At 44.7% G+C, this 17,967-nt stretch carries 9 protein-coding genes; 8 read left to right on the top strand and 1 reads right to left on the bottom strand.

Going from position 1 to position 17,967, the window contains the following annotated elements; translation table 11 throughout:
• Positions 1-8 precede the first annotated feature (8 nt).
• On the bottom strand, positions 9-551 hold the full coding sequence (gene idi / locus AC3WJC_RS14485) for an isopentenyl-diphosphate Delta-isomerase (RefSeq protein ID WP_492399819.1): 543 nt from the start codon (positions 549-551) through the stop codon (positions 9-11).
• A gap of 291 nt (positions 552-842) precedes the next feature.
• On the opposite strand from idi, the gene AC3WJC_RS14480 reads away from it, so the two are divergent.
• The 8 genes from AC3WJC_RS14480 (at position 843) to AC3WJC_RS14445 (ending at position 17,907) form a co-directional block, all read left to right on the top strand.
• Positions 843-2,945 (top strand): glycoside hydrolase family 97 protein, encoded by a 2,103-nt coding sequence (locus AC3WJC_RS14480; RefSeq protein ID WP_492399818.1) that lies wholly within the window; start codon positions 843-845, stop codon positions 2,943-2,945.
• A gap of 170 nt (positions 2,946-3,115) precedes the next feature.
• On the top strand, positions 3,116-5,989 hold the full coding sequence (locus tag AC3WJC_RS14475; protein ID WP_492399817.1) for a triple tyrosine motif-containing protein: 2,874 nt from the start codon (positions 3,116-3,118) through the stop codon (positions 5,987-5,989).
• 260 nt (positions 5,990-6,249) lie between these two features.
• Positions 6,250-9,267: a SusC/RagA family TonB-linked outer membrane protein gene (locus AC3WJC_RS14470; RefSeq protein WP_492399816.1), complete on the top strand. Its 3,018-nt coding sequence runs from the start codon at positions 6,250-6,252 to the stop codon at positions 9,265-9,267.
• Between the two features lie 13 nt (positions 9,268-9,280).
• On the top strand, positions 9,281-10,813 hold the full coding sequence (locus tag AC3WJC_RS14465) for a RagB/SusD family nutrient uptake outer membrane protein (protein WP_492399815.1): 1,533 nt from the start codon (positions 9,281-9,283) through the stop codon (positions 10,811-10,813).
• A gap of 102 nt (positions 10,814-10,915) precedes the next feature.
• A complete protein-coding gene (locus AC3WJC_RS14460) occupies positions 10,916-12,274 on the top strand; it encodes a glucoamylase family protein (RefSeq protein ID WP_492399814.1) in 1,359 nt (452 codons plus the stop codon).
• Positions 12,274-14,031 (top strand): discoidin domain-containing protein, encoded by a 1,758-nt coding sequence (locus AC3WJC_RS14455; RefSeq protein WP_492399813.1) that lies wholly within the window; start codon positions 12,274-12,276, stop codon positions 14,029-14,031. The genes AC3WJC_RS14460 and AC3WJC_RS14455 overlap by 1 nt, the downstream gene beginning before the upstream one ends.
• Before the next feature lie 36 nt (positions 14,032-14,067).
• Positions 14,068-16,347 carry a beta-glucosidase BglX gene (bglX, locus tag AC3WJC_RS14450; protein ID WP_492399812.1) on the top strand — a complete coding sequence of 760 codons (2,280 nt, stop codon included), beginning with the start codon at positions 14,068-14,070 and terminating at the stop codon, positions 16,345-16,347.
• A 168-nt stretch (positions 16,348-16,515) separates the two neighbouring features.
• The gene (locus AC3WJC_RS14445; RefSeq protein ID WP_492399811.1) at positions 16,516-17,907 is read left to right on the top strand and encodes a hypothetical protein; all 1,392 of its coding nucleotides are present in this window, start codon (positions 16,516-16,518) and stop codon (positions 17,905-17,907) included.
• The last annotated feature ends 60 nt before the right edge of the window (positions 17,908-17,967 follow it).

Here is a 17,967-nt window from a genome sequence, read left to right as displayed (position 1 = left end):
CGCTATCATCAGGAAACCGTCAGACTGAGGTAGCCTCTCTTGCACAGCTCATCATACAATATTTTAAACCAGTAAGTGTATTCTTCGGGATGCTCGTCCAAGTCGTGCGCAATCATTTCGGGAGCCATGTAAATATAATCCGCTGCTTCTTCGATGTTTAAATTTGGCTTAGCGGAGTAAGTACCGATAAAAACATGATCAAATTCATGTTCTTGCAAACCATCGCCCAAATCAGCCTGGTAAGTAAACGTAAAGGCTTCGGCAAGCGGACAGGTAAAGCCCATCTCTTCACTTAGCCGGCGTAAAGCTGCTTCTAAATTGCTTTCGCCCGGCCGTGGGTGGCTGCAACAGGTGTTTGACCATAAACCCGCCGAGTGGTATTTGCCATCAGCGCGTTTTTGCAGCAGTAACTCATTTTTATCGTTAAATATAATGACCGAAAAGGCCCGGTGGAGTATACCCTTGTAGTGGGCCTCCATTTTCTCCATTACGCCGGTTTCGTTATCATTCTCGTCAACAAGTATTACATATTCCATATCAGGTACCGGCATATACGGGAGGTTGTGTTGTGCGGATTTTGTACGCCATCAAAATACAAACAATAAACGCAAATGTTGTTCAAACATTTTATGCGGATGCTCCACATCAGTAATTATGCCTGCTGATCAGCGTAAATCAATTTAAATAATCGCCTGTATTTTTCGCCTGTAATTTATTTAAAGTACTGATAATTAGTTATTTAATATGTATTTGTATTTAAATTTTGATTAAAAAACATGTATATGGGTAAATACTTTACAAAATTTGCCTTAACCAAAATTTACTTATAAACCATTCAGCGTATGCGTAGTTATTTATTATTGATGCTGTTATTATGTACCGGTATATTTTCTGTGGATGCCCAGCAGATCACCTCGCCAGATAAAAACCTTGTGCTCAGCTTTGGGCTGAAGGATAACGGCGTGCCGACCTACAGCCTTACCTACAAAAAAAAGGATGTTATTAAAACAAGCAAACTGGGCATCGAAACCAAGGATGTACCGTCATTCTTAAACGGCTTTACCATTACCGACACACAAAAAAGCACGTTCGATGAAACCTGGCAACCGGTTTGGGGCGAGCAAAAAAATATTCGCAACAACTATAACGAGTTGGTGGTAACGCTTACCCAAAAAGCCGAGAAGGATCGTTTTATTCGCATCCGTTTCCGTTTGTTTAATGATGGTTTGGGTTTCCGTTATGAGTTCCCTTCACAAAAAAATCTAAACTACTTTATTATAAAGGAAGAGCACACACAGTTTGCCTTAGCAGGCGACCATAAAGCGTTTTGGCTTCCAGGCGATTTTGATACACAGGAGTATAGCACGGTAACCTCAAACCTGTCTGAAGTTCGTGGTAAAATGAAGGCTGCCGTTACGCCAAATGTTTCGCAAACCACCTTCTCGCAAACCGGGCTGCAAACCCCGCTGATGATGAAGAGTAAGGATGGGTTATACATTAACATACATGAGGCCGCACTGGTTGATTACTCGTGCATGTCGTTAAACCTGGATGATAAAAACTTCGTGCTCGAATCATTTTTGACCCCAGATGCCATTGGCGATAAAGGCTACATGCAAGCACCAACACAAACACCATGGCGTACCGTTATCGTAAGCGATAAGGCAGGCGATATCCTGATGTCGAAACTGGTATATAACCTGAACGAGCCAACCAAATTCAAGGATGTATCATGGATAAAACCGATTAAATACGTGGGTGTATGGTGGGAAATGATCACCGGCAAAAGCACCTGGGCTTATACCGATCTGGAAAATGTGCATCTTGGCGTTACCGATTACAGCAAAACCAAGCCTAACGGTAAACACGGTGCCAATACCCAACACGTTAAGGAGTATATTGACTTCGCTGCCAAAAATGGAATTAACGCCGTATTGGTTGAAGGCTGGAACCAGGGCTGGGAAGACTGGTTTGGTAAAACCAAGGATTATGTGTTTGACTTTGTTACCCCATATCCTGATTTTGATGTGAAGGAACTGCACCGCTATGCCGAATCAAAAGGTGTAAAGATCATTATGCACCATGAAACATCAGGTTCGGTACGTAATTACGAGCGTCATTTGGATACTGCTTATAAGTTTATGGTGGAGAACGGTTATAACGCCGTTAAAAGCGGTTACGTAGGGCAGATCATTCCGCGTGGCGAGCACCACTATGGCCAATGGCTGGTTAACCATTACCTGTATGCTATTACCAAGGCTGCCGATTACAAGATCATGGTGAACGCCCATGAGGCTATCAGGCCTACCGGACTGGCACGTACTTATCCAAACTTAATTGGCAATGAGGCTGCGCGTGGCACCGAGTACGAATCATTCGGCGGCAATAACCCCGATCATACAACCATTTTGCCTTTCACCAGGCTAATTGGTGGGCCGATGGATTATACGCCGGGTATCTTTCAAACTAAGATCAGCGCTTACAATCCTGATAATAATTCATTTGTACATACAACGCTTACCAAGCAATTAGCTTTGTATGTAACCATGTATAGTCCGCTGCAAATGGCCGCCGACCTGCCTGAAACGTATAACAAGTTTTATGACGCTTTCCAGTTCATTAAGGATGTGGCGGTTGACTGGGATGAATCGTACGTGTTAGAGGCCGAGCCCGGCGACTACATCACTATCGCCCGTAAGGCAAAGGGTAAAAACGAATGGTTTATTGGTAGTGTTACCGACGAGAACGCCCGTACCGCGGTAGTTAAATTTGATTATCTGCCCAAAGGAAAAACTTACGAAGCTACCATCTATGCCGATGGCAAGGATGCAAGTTTTGATAAAAATCCACAAAGTTATACCATCCGTAAAATAAAGGTGACCTCAAAAGCAGTGCTTAAACAGGCTGTGGCACCGGGCGGTGGTTTCGCTATCAGTATAAAATAGCAATTGGTTTCTATTAGGTTTATAAAGGTGTCCCCCGTGTGCGTAAGTGCCGGGGGATTTTTTGTGCACAGGTCACAGTTGATGGTGCAGCTTATCTAAAATATAAATATTCATACCTTTACCCCGTATTTAAACTCGTTTATATAAGCCGGTTAATTAATTTGTTGATCATGATGCCTATGCCGCGTTGGGTAAAGTTATGTGTGTTTGTATTCCTGATGCCTGTTATTGGTTTTGCGGCCAACATACGCAGCATTGGGGTGCCTTATGTACAAAACTATCCAAAAGCAACTTACCAGGCCGGGAACCAAAACTGGGCCGAAACCAAGGACGCGGATGGCGTAATGTATTTCGCCAACTCGGAAGGGTTGCTGGCTTACGACGGACAAAACTGGCAGTTACACCGCATGCCTAACGGCTTAATAGTACGCGTGGTAGCTGCTGATGGAAAAGGCAAAATTTACACCGGAGCGTTTGGCGAGATAGGCTACTGGTCAAAAAATACAGCGGGAGTTTTTAAATATACCTCGTTGGCGCACCTTATTCCGGCTAAATACCGGCTTAACGAAGAGGTTTGGAAGATCTATGTGGGCGATAAGGAAGTTATCTTTCAGTCGTTCGGAGTAATATATATTTACAAGGATGGTAAGGTAAGCACAATAAAAACCAAACCATACCTGTTTTTATTTAAGGCAGGCAACCGCTTTATTGTTGAGCAGCTTAATGTGGGATTGTTTGAGTTAAAAGATAACAAGCTCGAATTTATTAAAGGCAGCGAAATACTTAAAACCGGTGTACTCAGCATTTTGCCTTTTGGCGATGGCCGCTACCTCATCGGCACCTCAAAAAACGGATTGTATTTATACGATGGCCAAACCATTACCCCCTGGAAAACACAGGCTGATGAGTTTTTGCAGCGTTATCAGCTTAACAACGGTGTGGCTATACCCGGTAATTACTTCGCCTTTGGCAGCATCCTGAACGGGATCATTATTATTGACCGTGCCGGTAACGTGGTGCAGCACATCAACAAATCCAGCGGGTTGCAAAATAATACCGTGTTAAGCCTTTACCTTGATAACGAGCAGAACTTGTGGGTAGGGCTCGATAATGGTATTGACAGGATAGAGATCATATCTCCCCTGTACTTTTACTTTGATAAGGGCGGCAGGTTTGGTACGGTGTACTCGAGTATCATCCACAACAATAAAATTTACCTGGGCACCAACCAGGGGCTTTATTACAGCGATTGGATACCTAACCAAAACAGGCTGTTCCAGTCGTTTGATTTTAAGCTGATACCGGGCAGCCAAGGCCAGGTGTGGGATCTGTCGCTGGTGGACGGGCAACTGCTTTGCGGCCATAACGACGGCACCTTTATAGTGGATGGCGCGCAGCTTAAACAAATATCAACCGAAAATGGTGGCTGGATGGTAAAAAAGTTAAATGCCAACCAATTGATACAGGGTACTTACACCGGCCTGGCTGTATACAAAAAATTACCTGATGGCGCTTGGGCATTTGATTATAAGATAGGCAATTTTGTAGTACCCTCACGCTATGTTGAGCCTGATGGCAAGGGGCAGATATGGGTGAGCCACGCCTACAAAGGGATATACAAGGTAAAGCTAAGTGCCGACGGCCGCAGGGCAGCATCTATAAAATACTACGATGAAAAGAATGGCCTGCCCGGCAGCTATAACATCAATGTATTTAATTTGGATAACCGGGTGGTATTTTCAAGCAATAATGGTTTTTACATTTATGATGATATAAGCGATCATTTTTACAAATACGATCAGTTGAATAAAAAGCTGGGCTCGTTCGCGTCATCCAATAAGGTAATCCCTGCCAATGGCAGCAAATACTGGTTTATTGACCGGGGCAGGGCGGCCTTGGGCGACTTATCCGTAACCGGTAACCTCAATCTGGATTCATCCCGTTTCAGCATTCTTAACGGGCGTATGGTGAAGTATTACGAAAACATCAGCCGCATAAACAACAACCTGTACCTGATCAGTATTGATGATGGTTTCGCCATTTTTAACGATCAGCAGAAAGAAACGATTGCCGACAGCAAATTACCGCGTGTATTGATCAGGCGGGTTGAAACATTTACTGACCGTGCCCGTGCCATTACCCAATGGGATAATATAGAGATAGCCTATCGCCGCAATAACATCCGTATCAGCTATGTGCTACCGGTTTATCGTCAGGCTAAAATTCAATATCAGTATAGTTTGAAAGGTTACTCGGGCAGATGGTCGGAGTGGAGCACCCAAACGCAACGCGAATTTACAGGCCTGCCCCAGGGAGATTATATATATGAAGTGCGCGCCCGTATTAACGGCAAGGTTACTGATACCACTACACTTAATTTTACCGTATTACCGCCATGGTATTTTAGTAAGTTGGCTTACCTGGGGTACATATTGCTTGTAATTGCCGGCTATTATGGCGTTAGATATTATTACCGCTTTAAGCTAAAAAAATATAACATACGCTTGCAGCAAAAACTCCAGCGCGAAAAAGAGCAGTTTTTAAAGCGTGAGGCCGATGCTAACGAGCAGCGTTTGTTTAAACTTAAAACAGAGCAATTACAGGCCGATCTTGACCGCAAAAGCCGTGAGTTGGCAAACTCCGCAATGAACATCGTTTACAAGAACGAACTGCTTCAGCGCATACACGATGAAATAGCCGATATTAAGGATGCCAATGGAAAACACCTGCCGCCCGAGCAATTACGTAAGATACAAAAAGTAGTTGACGAGGGTAAGAACGACGAGCGCGATTGGGTACTGTTTGAGAACAGCTTTAACGAAACACACGAAAACTTCTTTAAAAAATTAAAAGCCCAACACCCGGATCTGGTACCCAATGACCTAAAGCTTTGCGCTTACCTGCGCATGAATATGAATAGTAAAGAGATGGCATCATTATTGAACATTTCATTACGGGGTATTGAGATCAGGCGCTATCGCTTGCGCAAAAAGCTGCGTTTGGGACACGATAAAAACCTCGTAGAGTTCCTTATGGAGCTTTAAGCCACTACATCATTACCTCTCATAAACCGATTAAGCTAATATATGTACTATTGACACTGCCAGCGAAAGTGAGTAGGTTGAGAAATATGATATCAAATTGATATTCAATATTTTAAATAAAAATAAAAATATGTTTGAGAAAGTATTTTGCGCTTGATGTAGTAATGTAGAGTGCAAAAAATTGAAACAAACACTATCTCTTCACAGTTTTGCAGGGTATAACACACAATTATTTATACCTAAAAATTAATTAACATTTTATGAAGAGAATAATTACTATCTCATTGTATGGGGTACTATGTCTGCTTTTCATCAATCGGGCATTAGCGCAGAATATTACCGTAAAAGGTACTGTAAAAGATGCAGCGACGGGTGAAACCTTAATAGGCGTAAGCGTAGCAGTACAAGGCACTCAAACCGGCACCCAAACCGGCCCCGACGGTACATATACCATATCCGCACCGGGCACCAGCAGTTTAACTGTAAGCTACATTGGCTATGCCACACAAACCGTAGCCATTAACGGACAGCCAACCGTTAACATCAGTTTAAAAGCGCAATCAAACGAATTACAGCAAGTAGTAGTTATTGGCTACGGTACACAGCGCAAGCGAGATGTAACCGGCGCAGTAGCCTCTGTAAAAGGAGAAGATCTGGCTAAACAGCCTGTGCAAACTGCAACGCAGGCTTTACAGGGCAAAGTATCAGGTGTGCAGGTGATCGGTTCCGGGCAGCCAAACTCACAACCACAATTGCGCATACGCGGTACCGGCTCTGTATTAGGCGGCGCTAACCCCTTATATGTTGTTGATGGTGTGCTTACTGATGACATCCGTAATATCAACAATAACGATATATTGAGTTTGGATGTATTAAAAGATGCTTCGGCAGCTATTTATGGTGTGCGTGGTGCCAATGGTGTGGTAATTATTACTACCCGTAAAGGTAAAAAGGGTGCGCCCGTTGTAAGGTACGATGCCAATGCAGGTTTTCGAGAAGTATCAAACCTGGTTGAGATGGCAAACCGCGACCAGTATATTTCATATCTGCAGGACGCAAATCCATCAAAATTGCCATCAGATGCTGCTCCGCTCACAACTCCTGGTACTACAAATTGGTATGATGCCGTTTTACGTAAAGGTTTTCAAACCAATCATAACCTTTCGGTTTCGGGTGGATCAGACAATACCACTTATTTTGTAAGCGGTAACTATTTAAAAGATAATGGTGTGGTTACTACCAATACCTTTGATCGCTTTTCATTACGTTCCAATCTTGAAATTAAGCTGGCCGATAACCTGACTACAGGAACACAACTTTCACTTTCACGCTCAAATGAACGTCCGGCTCCGCTTGGTGATGTTTTCAGCAGCGTTTATCGTGCCGCCCCAATTATCACTCCAATTGATGAGAATGGTAAATATGGTAACACCTCGGCATGGGGTAACGTAGGTAACCCGCTGTTAGGAATTAATAAGGTAAACAACCAAACCGTGAATAACCGTTTGCTTGGTAATGCCTACCTGGAATATAAGCCTGTAAAATCATTAACCTTACGAACTGCCTATAATACCGATGCTTTTTGGAATAAACAACGTAATTATAATTACCGGTATTTAAACGATGCCAATACGTTTAACGTGGCGGGTGGTAACCAGCAAATAATCAACAGTTCATTATTTGTTCAGAACGATCAATCGTTACGCACTGTGTGGGATAACACCGCTACCTTTCAAAAAGATTTCGGTAAACACAACCTGACCGTATTAGCCGGTTTTACCCGTGAGTATTTAAAAACAGATCTGTTTAGTGGCTCACGCATTGGTGTGCCTGAAAGCCAAGATCTTTGGTATCTTGATCAGGGCAATCCGGAAAGCCAGGCTACTTATGTTAATAACGGAAGCAAATTTACGCGTCAGTCATTTTTAGGTCGTGTAAATTATAGCTATGCCGGCAAGTACTTGTTTAGTGCCTCATTCAGAGCCGATGGTAGTTCTCGTTTTGTTGATAAATATGGTTACTTCCCAACTGTAGGGGCCGGCTGGACCATCTCGGAAGAGGATTTTTTAAAGGATAACAAGATCATCAGCAATTTAAAACTACGTGCCAGCTACGGCCAGTTAGGTAATGATAACATAGATCAGGGCTTATACATTGTAACAGGTACACCTAATATTCCTTACTTCTTCAATAATACACGGGCTCTTGGTACTATAATTCAGGATATTAAAGATCCGAATTTGAAATGGGAGCGCACTAACCAGTTAGATATCGGTTTAGAATACGGTTTATTCAATAATAAATTAACCGGTGAAATTGATTATTATGATAAAAAGGTAAAAGATGCCCTTACCCCGGTATCAATCCCGGCTATATTAGGTGATCCTGATGGTATATATGTAACCAATGCGGCATCATACCGTAACCGTGGCGTTGAGTTTTCAGCCAGGTGGACTGACAAAGTGGGTGATTGGAGCTATAGCTTAGGTGGTAATATCAACTACAACAAAAATGAAGTTATAGGCTTAAACGGCGGCCAGGCGCTAACCGGTGGTGGTGTAGGCGGTCAGGGTGCTATTACCCGTACTGATAACGGACAGCCAATTGCCAGCTTTTATGTTTTACAAGCTACAGGCGTATTCCAAAACCAGGCTCAAATTGACGCCGCGCCAACATATAACCTGAATGGTGAAAACAAACGTATTGGTGGTTTGATCTATGCTGATATTAGCGGCCCTAACGGTACGCCTGATGGTGTGGTTGATACTTATGACCGTGATTTTTCCGGATCATATCAACCTAAATTTTATGGCGGTTTCAATGCGTCAGTTAGTTATAAAGCATGGGATCTGAGTGCTGATTTTTATGGTAACTGGGGCAACAAAATTTACAATGGTAAAAAAGGTTTCCGTTATGACCCGAACGATAATATCGAGGCAGGCTATGCCGGCAAACGCTGGACACCGACCAATGCGTCAAACACCGATCCTATTACCATAACACAAAATACACCGGCTTCAACTTACTTTATTGAGTCGGGGGCGTTTTTAAGGCTAAACAACCTTACACTGGGTTACACCATCCCAACTGAAGTTTTAAAGAAAATTAAAATGTCGCGCATTCGTGTATACGCATCATCACAAAATCTTTTCACAGCGAAACGCTTTAGCGGATTCACGCCCGAACTATTAACAACCGATATTCTGTCATCAGGTATTGAGCTTAACGGTTACCCGGTTACCCGTACGTTCACGTTTGGTGTTAATGTTGAATTTTAATCTTGAAATGATAATGAAAACATCATATAAAAAATTAGTCTTTATTGCTTTTACAGCGGCAATGGTCGGCACAGTTTCAAGCTGTAAAGATTATCTGGACGTAGCCCCTCAGGCACAAATTACAGAGGAGCAGATTGTAAAAGACCCAAATGTTGCTACTAACCTGGTAACCGGCGTTTACAACATATTTTTTGCAGGCGATGCATTTGGTAATGATGTGCGCGGCTTTCAGTACACCGTGTTAGGTGATATAGCATCTGATGATGCTGATAAAGGTAGTTCGCCAAATGATTATGGTGATGCTTTGCAACTGGATAACTTAACCGCTAATGGTAACAACGGTGTGGTTAACAACATCTGGAGAGGCCACTACCAGGCTATTGCCCGTGCAAACCAGGCTCTTGATAAATTGCAGAATGCGCAGTTTGACGAAACAGCTAAAAATAAGCTGATAGGCGAAGTGCGTTTTTTACGCGGTATGTTTTACTTTAACCTGGTTCGAATATTTGGTGGCGTGCCGTTGGTGAATCGTGTACCTGCTGCGAGTGAGGCTAACTCACCCGAGTTTAGTACAAGGGCCACAGCCGAGCAGGTTTATGACTTTGTAATAAGCGACCTGACATTTGCAGTAGAAAATTTACCGGTAAAAAGTGGTACAGATGTAGGTCGAGCTACTAAAGGTGCAGCGCAATCACTACTGGCTAAAGTTTATTTGTATAATAAAAATTACCAGCAGGCTTATGATCTGAGCCAGGCCGTGATAAGCAGCGGTGCTTATGGCTTATATGCCGATTTTAATACACTGTTTCGCGAAGTGGGTAATAACAGTATTGAATCAATATTTGAAATTCAGGCCGGTAAAAATACCGCTTGTAATGCCGCTATTGATCGGTTTACCATTGCACAGGGGCCACGTGCCGGTGGTAAATACGGATGGTCTGACCTTGGTTATGGGTTTAATAATCCATCAGAAAGCCTGATCAATGAATTTGAGGCAAAGGACGTTCGCAGAAATGCAACGGTAATATTCATCAGACCCACAACTGCTGATACCTCAAGAGGAACAGTATTATACGATGGTTTTCGTATACCAAGTCAGGATTCTGTTCAAAACGAGCGCTATAACTTTAAGGCTTTTTACAGCCGTTACTCAGAAAGTAACTGTGCCAGTTTTGACCGTTTGCCTAAGCACATTCAGGTTATTCGCTATGCCGAAGTATTGTTAATTCATGCTGAAGCTGCGTTCCAGTTAGGCAACGCTGGTGCAGCGCTAACCGATATTAATTTAATACGCGAACGTGCTAAAGTTACACCACTAACTTCTGTAACCCTAAACGCAATCTGGCATGAACGTCGTATGGAAATGGCCATGGAGCAGGATCGCTTTTTTGATCTTGTACGTCAGGATGCTGTACAACCTGGCCGTGCCGCTGCCGCTTTTACCGCGCATGGCAAAACATGGAACGCACGTAACAAAGTATTCCCTATTCCACAGGCACAAATTGATTTGAGCGGTGGTAACTTAAAACAAAACGAGGGTTATTAATTAATCCGTTTTTTTATAAATAAACCGTGCCGGTATAAATTGCCGGCATGGTTTTCAATTTCTCATCTGTTTTTACATCTGCCGTGAAAGCATTAATTCTGCATGATGAAGAAAATCCTCTTTATATTACTATTATCAATTCCTGTTTTTGCATCAGCGCAAAAGCAAACAAAAACCAACACAAAATACACAGCCATTAAACCGGTTGGTATCATCAAAAATTTAAGCGACAGTGCCCTGCTTGATGTGGTGCAGCGCCAAACCTTCCGCTACTTTTGGGATTTTGCCCACCCGGTTAGCGGCATGGCATTGGAGCGTAGCAATGAGGCTTTTGATTACGGCGGCGAAGTGGTTACTACCGGCGGTACAGGCTTCGGTATTATGGCCATGATCGTAGCGGTTGACCGTAAATGGATACCACGTGAGCAGGCGGTTGAACGTATGCTAAATATGGTGAAATTCCTTTCCAAAGCTGATGCTTACCACGGTGTATTTCCGCATTGGCTGAACGGCGCGACCGGTAAGATCATCCCGTTTGGCCGTAAGGACGACGGCGGCGACCTGGTGGAAACATCATTCCTGTTCCAGGGATTACTTACCGCTAAACAATATTATAACGGCACCAACCCAAAAGAGGCAGAGTTGCGTAACCGCATAAGCTGGTTATGGAATGATATTGAATGGGATTTTTATACACACGAGCGCGATAACCTATACTGGCATTGGTCCCCTAACAATGGCTGGGCCATGAATTTTCCGATACGGGGATTTAACGAATGTTTGATTACCTACGTGCTGGCCGCCAGCGCCGAGCGTTACCCCGTTGATGCTGCCCGTATTTATAACCGCGGCTGGGCGCAAAGCGATTTTTTCAAGAATGGAAAAACCTTTTACGGCATTAAACTGCCATTGGGTTTTGATTATGGTGGTCCGCTGTTTTTTTCACATTACTCATTCCTGGGTTTAAATCCTAAAGGACTGAAAGATCAATATGCCGACTATTGGGAGCAGAACGTAAATCATACCCGCATCAACTACGCTTACTGTGTTGATAATCCTAAAAAATTTAAAGGTTACGGCGAAAACTGCTGGGGCCTCACCGCCAGCGATAACCACGAGGGCTACAATGCGCATTCGCCGACCAATGACCTGGGGGTAATTACGCCAACAGCAGCATTATCGGCATTCCCATATACACCCAAAGAATCAATGAAAGCGCTGCGCCATTTTTACTATGACCTGGGGGATAAAATTTGGGGCGAATATGGTTTTGTAGATGCTTTTAACGAGGGTAAAAACTGGTACGCCAAATCATACCTGGCTATTGATCAGGGGCCTATCGTGGTGATGATTGAAAATCACCGCAGCGGCCTGCTTTGGAATTTATTTATGAGTGCCCCCGAAATACAAGGCGGACTTAAACGCTTGAATTTTGAAAGTTCGGCTTTAAAAAGTAAATAATGGCAAAAGGGATACATATATTGGGCGTTGCCTGCGCGTTGTTACTGTTTGCCGGTGTCGCTACCGCGCAAAACAGTCAGCGTACGTATTGTAACCCTATCAATATTGATTACGGGTATACGCCTATCCCTAACTTTTCCACCGCGGGCCGTCACCGTGCCACGGCCGATCCGGTTATTGTTACTTACAAGGGCGATTACTACCTGTTCAGCACTAACCAATGGGGCTACTGGTGGAGCAGCGATATGAGCAACTGGCACTTTGTGGCCCGCCATTTTTTGCGCCCCGAACATAAGGTGTATGATGACCTGTGTGCACCGGCGGTTTGGGTACAGGGTGATACCTTGCTGGTATTCGGCTCAACCTATTCAGATAATTTCCCGATTTGGATGAGCACCAACCCGAAAGGCAACGAATGGAAGGAAGCCATCCACAAATTTGAGCCCGGTGGCTGGGATCCGGCATTTTTTAGGGACGATGACGGCAAACTGTACATGTACAATGGCAGCAGCAATGTTTACCCGATATATGGTGCCGAGGTTGACCCTACCACATTCCATTTAAAAGGCTACCGTAAGGAGATGTACCTGCTGCAACCCTACAAATATGGCTGGCAGCGTTTTGGCGAAAACCTGGATAACATCTTCCTCGATCCGTTTATGGAAGGTGCCTGGATGACCAAGCACAACAAAAAATATTACCTGCAATACGGCGCCCCGGGTACCGAGTTCAGCGGCTATTCGGATGGGGTGATTGTAGGCGAGGGGCCTTTGGGGCCATTCAAGCCGCAGCCTATGCCGTTCAGCTACAAGCCGGGAGGCTTCGCGCGTGGTGCCGGGCATGGCGCTACCTATCAGGATAAGTGGAATAACTACTGGCATGTATCAACCATGGTTATCGCCATAAAAAATAATTTTGAACGCCGCATTGGTATATGGCCTGCCGGGTTTGATAAGGATGACGTGATGTATTGCAACACCGCTTTTGGCGATTACCCTACCTATTTACCTGCCGGCGAAACCGATCACCTGAAAAGCCGCTTTACCGGCTGGATGCTGCTGAATTATAATAAGCCCGTAACCGTATCATCAACCCTCGGTAACTACTCGGCCAACAATGCGGTTGATGAGGATATAAAAACCTACTGGAGCGCCGCAAGCGCTAAGGCAGGGGAGTGGCTAAGTACCGATATGGGTAATGTAAGCACGGTTAACGCGGTGCAGATCAACTATGCCGATCAGGATGCCGACGTGCTGGGCAAACCTTCGGGGCCATTCTATCATCAGTATAAATTGCTTTACTCAACGGATAATAAAAACTGGAAAACCCTTATCGACAAAAGCAAAAGCAAAACCGATGTTCCGCATGATTATGTGGAGCTAAGTAAACCGGTTAAGGCGCGTTATATCAAGCTGGTGAATCAGCACATGCCTACAGGCAAATTCGCCATTAGTGGCTTGCGGGTGTTTGGCAATGGCGGTGGTGCCAAGCCTGATATGGTAAAGGAATTTATTGTGTTGCGCACTGAAAAGGATAAACGCGATGCCTGGATTAAATGGCGGCCGGTTGATAATGCTTACGCCTACAATATTTACACCGGCGTAGCGCCTGATAAACTATATAACTGCATTATGGTGCACAACGCCAGCCAATACTTTTTTAAGGCTATGGATAAGGATCTGCCTTATTACTTCCGCATAGAAGCAATAAACGAAAATGGTGTATCGCAGCCAATGGCGGTTATTAGATCAGAATAGAAAATAAGTTAAACTCAAGGATATATACTACAGATTATGAAGTTATCAAAAATAGTCATTGCATCGTGCCTGGTATTAACCGGCTTTGGGGCATCGGCACAAAAAGCCGCCCGCGATGCTAAGATGAATGCCTACATTAATAAACTGATGGCTAAAATGACGCTTGACGAAAAGATCGGTCAGTTGAATTTGCCATCAATCGGCTTTGACGTTACCGGACCGATATTGAGCCAGGGTGTTGAGGGCAAGATTGAAAAAGGCATGGTGGGCGGTGTGTTCAACACCTACACGCCTAACGCGGTACGTAAGCTGCAGGAGTTGGCCATTAAAAAAACACGCCTTAAAATACCCCTGCTTTTTGGTTATGATGTGATACACGGGCACCGAACTATTTTCCCGATACCGCTGGGTTTATCCGCGTCGTGGGATATGCCTTTGATCCAAAAAACCGCCCGCGCCGCTGCCGATGAGGCTACTGCCGATGGTTTAAACTGGGTGTTTTCGCCAATGGTTGATATAGCGCGCGATCCTCGTTGGGGCCGTGTGGCTGAGGGTGGTGGTGAGGATACCTGGCTGGGGTCGCAAATTGCAAGGGCGATGGTTAAAGGTTACCAGGGCGAAAAGAATGACCTTCGTCGTGATGATGCCGTACTGGCCTGCGTAAAACACTTCGCGCTGTATGGCGCTGCCGAAGCTGGTCGTGATTATAACACGGTAGACATGAGCATGCGCAAAATGACCGAAACCTACCTGCCTGCTTACAAAGCCGCTGTTGACGCGGGTGTGGCCACGGTAATGAGTTCGTTTAACGAGATAAATGGTGTGCCTGCGGCTGCCAACCACTGGCTGTTGACTGATCTGCTGCGTAACCAATGGGGTTTTAATGGCATGGTAGCCACCGACTACACCGCCATCATGGAGCTTAAAAACCATGGTATGGGCGATGACGCGCAGGTAGCCAAACTGGCGCTTGTTGCCGGTAACGATATGGATATGGTGAGTGACCTGTTTATCGGCGAACTGAAAAAGCTGGTTCAGGCTAAAAAGCTGGATATAAAATACATTGACCTGGCTTGCCGCCGTGTACTTGAATCAAAATATAAACTGGGTTTGTTTGATGATCCGTACCGCAACATCAGCGAAGATCGTGCTAAGAACAACATCATGAATACCGAAAAGCTGGCTTTGGCTAAAGAAGCGGCTGAAAAAAGCATGGTATTGTTAAAAAATGATAATAACACCCTGCCATTGCAAGCCGGTAAAAAAATTGCTTTTGTTGGCCCGATGGTTAAAAACCAGCGCGACCTGATCGGTAACTGGAGCGGTGCCGGTGACTGGAAAAAGGCGGTTAGCTTTTGGGATGCCCTACAGGCGCAATATCCATCAAATAAATTTACGTATGCTAAAGGTGCCAACATACTGGATGACCAGGCGCTGATAGATAAACTTAACCCGCATGATGCGCAGATTGTGTTGGACAGTAAATCGCCTGCTGACCTGATCAAGGAGGCTGTTGAAGAAGCGAAAGACGCTGACATGGTAGTAGCCATGATGGGTGAAGCATTTGGTATGAGTGGTGAGGCTGCCAGCCGCAGCGATATCAGTCTGCCCGCAAATCAGCAAAACCTGCTTAAGGCCCTTCGCGAAACAGGCAAACCGATTGTATTGGTGCTGATGAATGGTCGTCCGCTTACTTTGCAGTGGGAGCATGACAATACCGCCGCTATTTTGGAAACCTGGTTCCCCGGCACCAAAGCAGGCGATGCCATTGCCGATGTGCTTTTTGGTAAATATAACCCATCAGGCAAATTAAGCATGACCTTTCCGCGCAGCGTAGGGCAGATACCAATTTATTACAACGCTAAAAGCACTGGTCGCCCGGTGAGCGATCAAAAATATACCTCAAAGTACCTGGATATCCCTAACACGCCGTTGTACCCATTTGGCCACGGTTTAAGCTACACCACATTCGGCTACAGCGATGTTAAGCTGAGCAAAACCAGCATCCGTAACGGTGAGCGCCTGCAAGCCAGCGTTACCCTGAGCAATACCGGTAAATACGATGGTGAAGAAACTGTACAACTGTACATCCGCGATATGGTAGGTTCAGTTACCCGTCCCGTTAAGGAGTTAAAAGGTTTCCAAAAGGTATTCCTGAAAGCAGGTGAAAGCAAAACCGTAACCTTTAACGTAAGTACCGACGATTTGAAGTTTTACGACATCAACATGAAATATACCACCGAGCCCGGCGACTTTAAGCTGTTCATCGGTACAAGTTCGGCGGATGTTAAGGAGGCTGATTTTAAACTGCTGTAACGATCTTTCTTTTCCTCGGATTTTAGTGTGTTAATAAAGTGTGTGCCCGGCTTGTCCGGGCATTTTTGTTTTTTGCAATCATATAAATATGAAGCAGAATAATGTAAAATTCAAGCAGGTGTAGGGGCTTACATTTGTAAGAGTAACTTGGATATAAAATGCGCCAATATGAAAAAGATTGCTTCTTGTATTATGCTTTCTATGATTGCCGTTTCACCCGCCGTGGCACAGCACGATCATCATACACAAAAAGATGTTGCTAAGCCTGATACGGCAAAAAATCAGCATGATATGCAAATGCCTGGGATGAACATGAGCAGTATGCCCGGCATGAAGCACGATAGCATGGCCATGCCCGGGATGAACCATTCATACTCGCTTAGCCTGCCCATGAATCGCAATGGTTCCGGTACTTCGTGGATGCCGGATAACATGCCCATGTATATGCTGATGAAGCACACCAAAAAGGGAATGTTCATGTTTCATGGCAGCATGTTTTTGCGCTACAACAATCAGCAGCTAAACGGCAAAACCCAACGCAGTGATACACAGTTTGACGCGCCCAACTGGTTTATGGCCATGTATAACCGGCAGGTGGGTAAAAACGGACTGTTTAACATCAGCGCGATGCTAAGTGCCGATCCATGGACTGTTACTGAACGGGGTTATCCGTTATTGTTTCAAAGTGGCGAAAGTTATAAAGGAAAAACGCTGGTTGACCGCCAGCACCCGCACGATCTGTTCAGTGGATTGACTATCGGCTATACACAACGGCTTAGTAAAAAGGTAGATGTATTCGGTTACTTTGGTTACCCCGGCGAGCCCGCGCTTGGCGCACCGGCATTTATGCACCGCATTGTAGCGCTTAATGACCCGGATGCGCCGTTGGGCCATCACTGGCAGGATGCTACCCACATAACCTATGGTGTTGCTACGCTTGGTGTTAGGGTTGATAAATATAAATTGGAAGGATCCATATTCACAGGCCGCGAACCTGATGAGGACCGGTATGATTTTGATAATATGCGTTTCGATAGCTACTCATGGCGGGCATCATTTAACCCTGACAAGGCCTGGGCTTTCCAGGTATCGCAGGCGTATATCAATAGTCCGGAGTTGCTGCATCCCGGCGAAAATATATGGCGATACTCCGCATCGGCATTGTATGCTTCTCCTGTATCGCATGATGGTAAGTATTTTACCGGTGCTTTAGTTTGGGGCATGAACCACAGCGGCCATGGCGATGAACATTCTCTTTTAGCTGAAGGAACACGGCAGCTAAACAAGCAGGCCATATACGGGCGTTATGAGTTTGTGCAAAAATCAGCAGAAGAACTGGCGCTTGAGGAGCAATTCGGCGAAGCTGTATTCAATGTACATAAACTGACCTTGGGGACTAACCGCCGCCTGTTTAAAACTGGCTCGATAGAATATATCGGAGGCATTCAGGCATCCATCAACTTAGCGCCCGAAAGATTAGATCCCTTATACGGCAATATGCCCATGAGCGGGCAGATCTATTTGCAGATAAGGCCGGGATTAATGAAGCATAAAATGTAATAAATAAAAAGCGGCATGATCAAAACCATGCCGCTTCTCCAAAGCTTTCAGCTTTAGTCT

This window comes from Mucilaginibacter sp. FW306-07-L (assembly GCF_058782065.1).
The sequence above is the reverse complement of the archived record's forward strand: the minus strand, read 5'-3'. Positions and strand labels throughout refer to the sequence as shown.

Bases quoted from the DNA above. Each gene is read 5' to 3' on its own strand.
- AC3WJC_RS14460 (WP_492399814.1), top strand. From the start codon at position 10,916: ATGATGAAGAAAATCCTCTTTATATTACTATTATCAATTCCTGTTTTT.
- AC3WJC_RS14470 (WP_492399816.1), top strand. From the start codon at position 6,250: ATGAAGAGAATAATTACTATCTCATTGTATGGGGTACTATGTCTGCTT.
- bglX (WP_492399812.1), top strand. From the start codon at position 14,068: ATGAAGTTATCAAAAATAGTCATTGCATCGTGCCTGGTATTAACCGGC.
- AC3WJC_RS14480 (WP_492399818.1), top strand. From the start codon at position 843: ATGCGTAGTTATTTATTATTGATGCTGTTATTATGTACCGGTATATTT.
- AC3WJC_RS14445 (WP_492399811.1), top strand. From the start codon at position 16,516: ATGAAAAAGATTGCTTCTTGTATTATGCTTTCTATGATTGCCGTTTCA.
- idi (WP_492399819.1), bottom strand. From the start codon at position 551: ATGCCGGTACCTGATATGGAATATGTAATACTTGTTGACGAGAATGAT.
- AC3WJC_RS14465 (WP_492399815.1), top strand. From the start codon at position 9,281: ATGAAAACATCATATAAAAAATTAGTCTTTATTGCTTTTACAGCGGCA.
- AC3WJC_RS14475 (WP_492399817.1), top strand. From the start codon at position 3,116: ATGATGCCTATGCCGCGTTGGGTAAAGTTATGTGTGTTTGTATTCCTG.
- AC3WJC_RS14455 (WP_492399813.1), top strand. From the start codon at position 12,274: ATGGCAAAAGGGATACATATATTGGGCGTTGCCTGCGCGTTGTTACTG.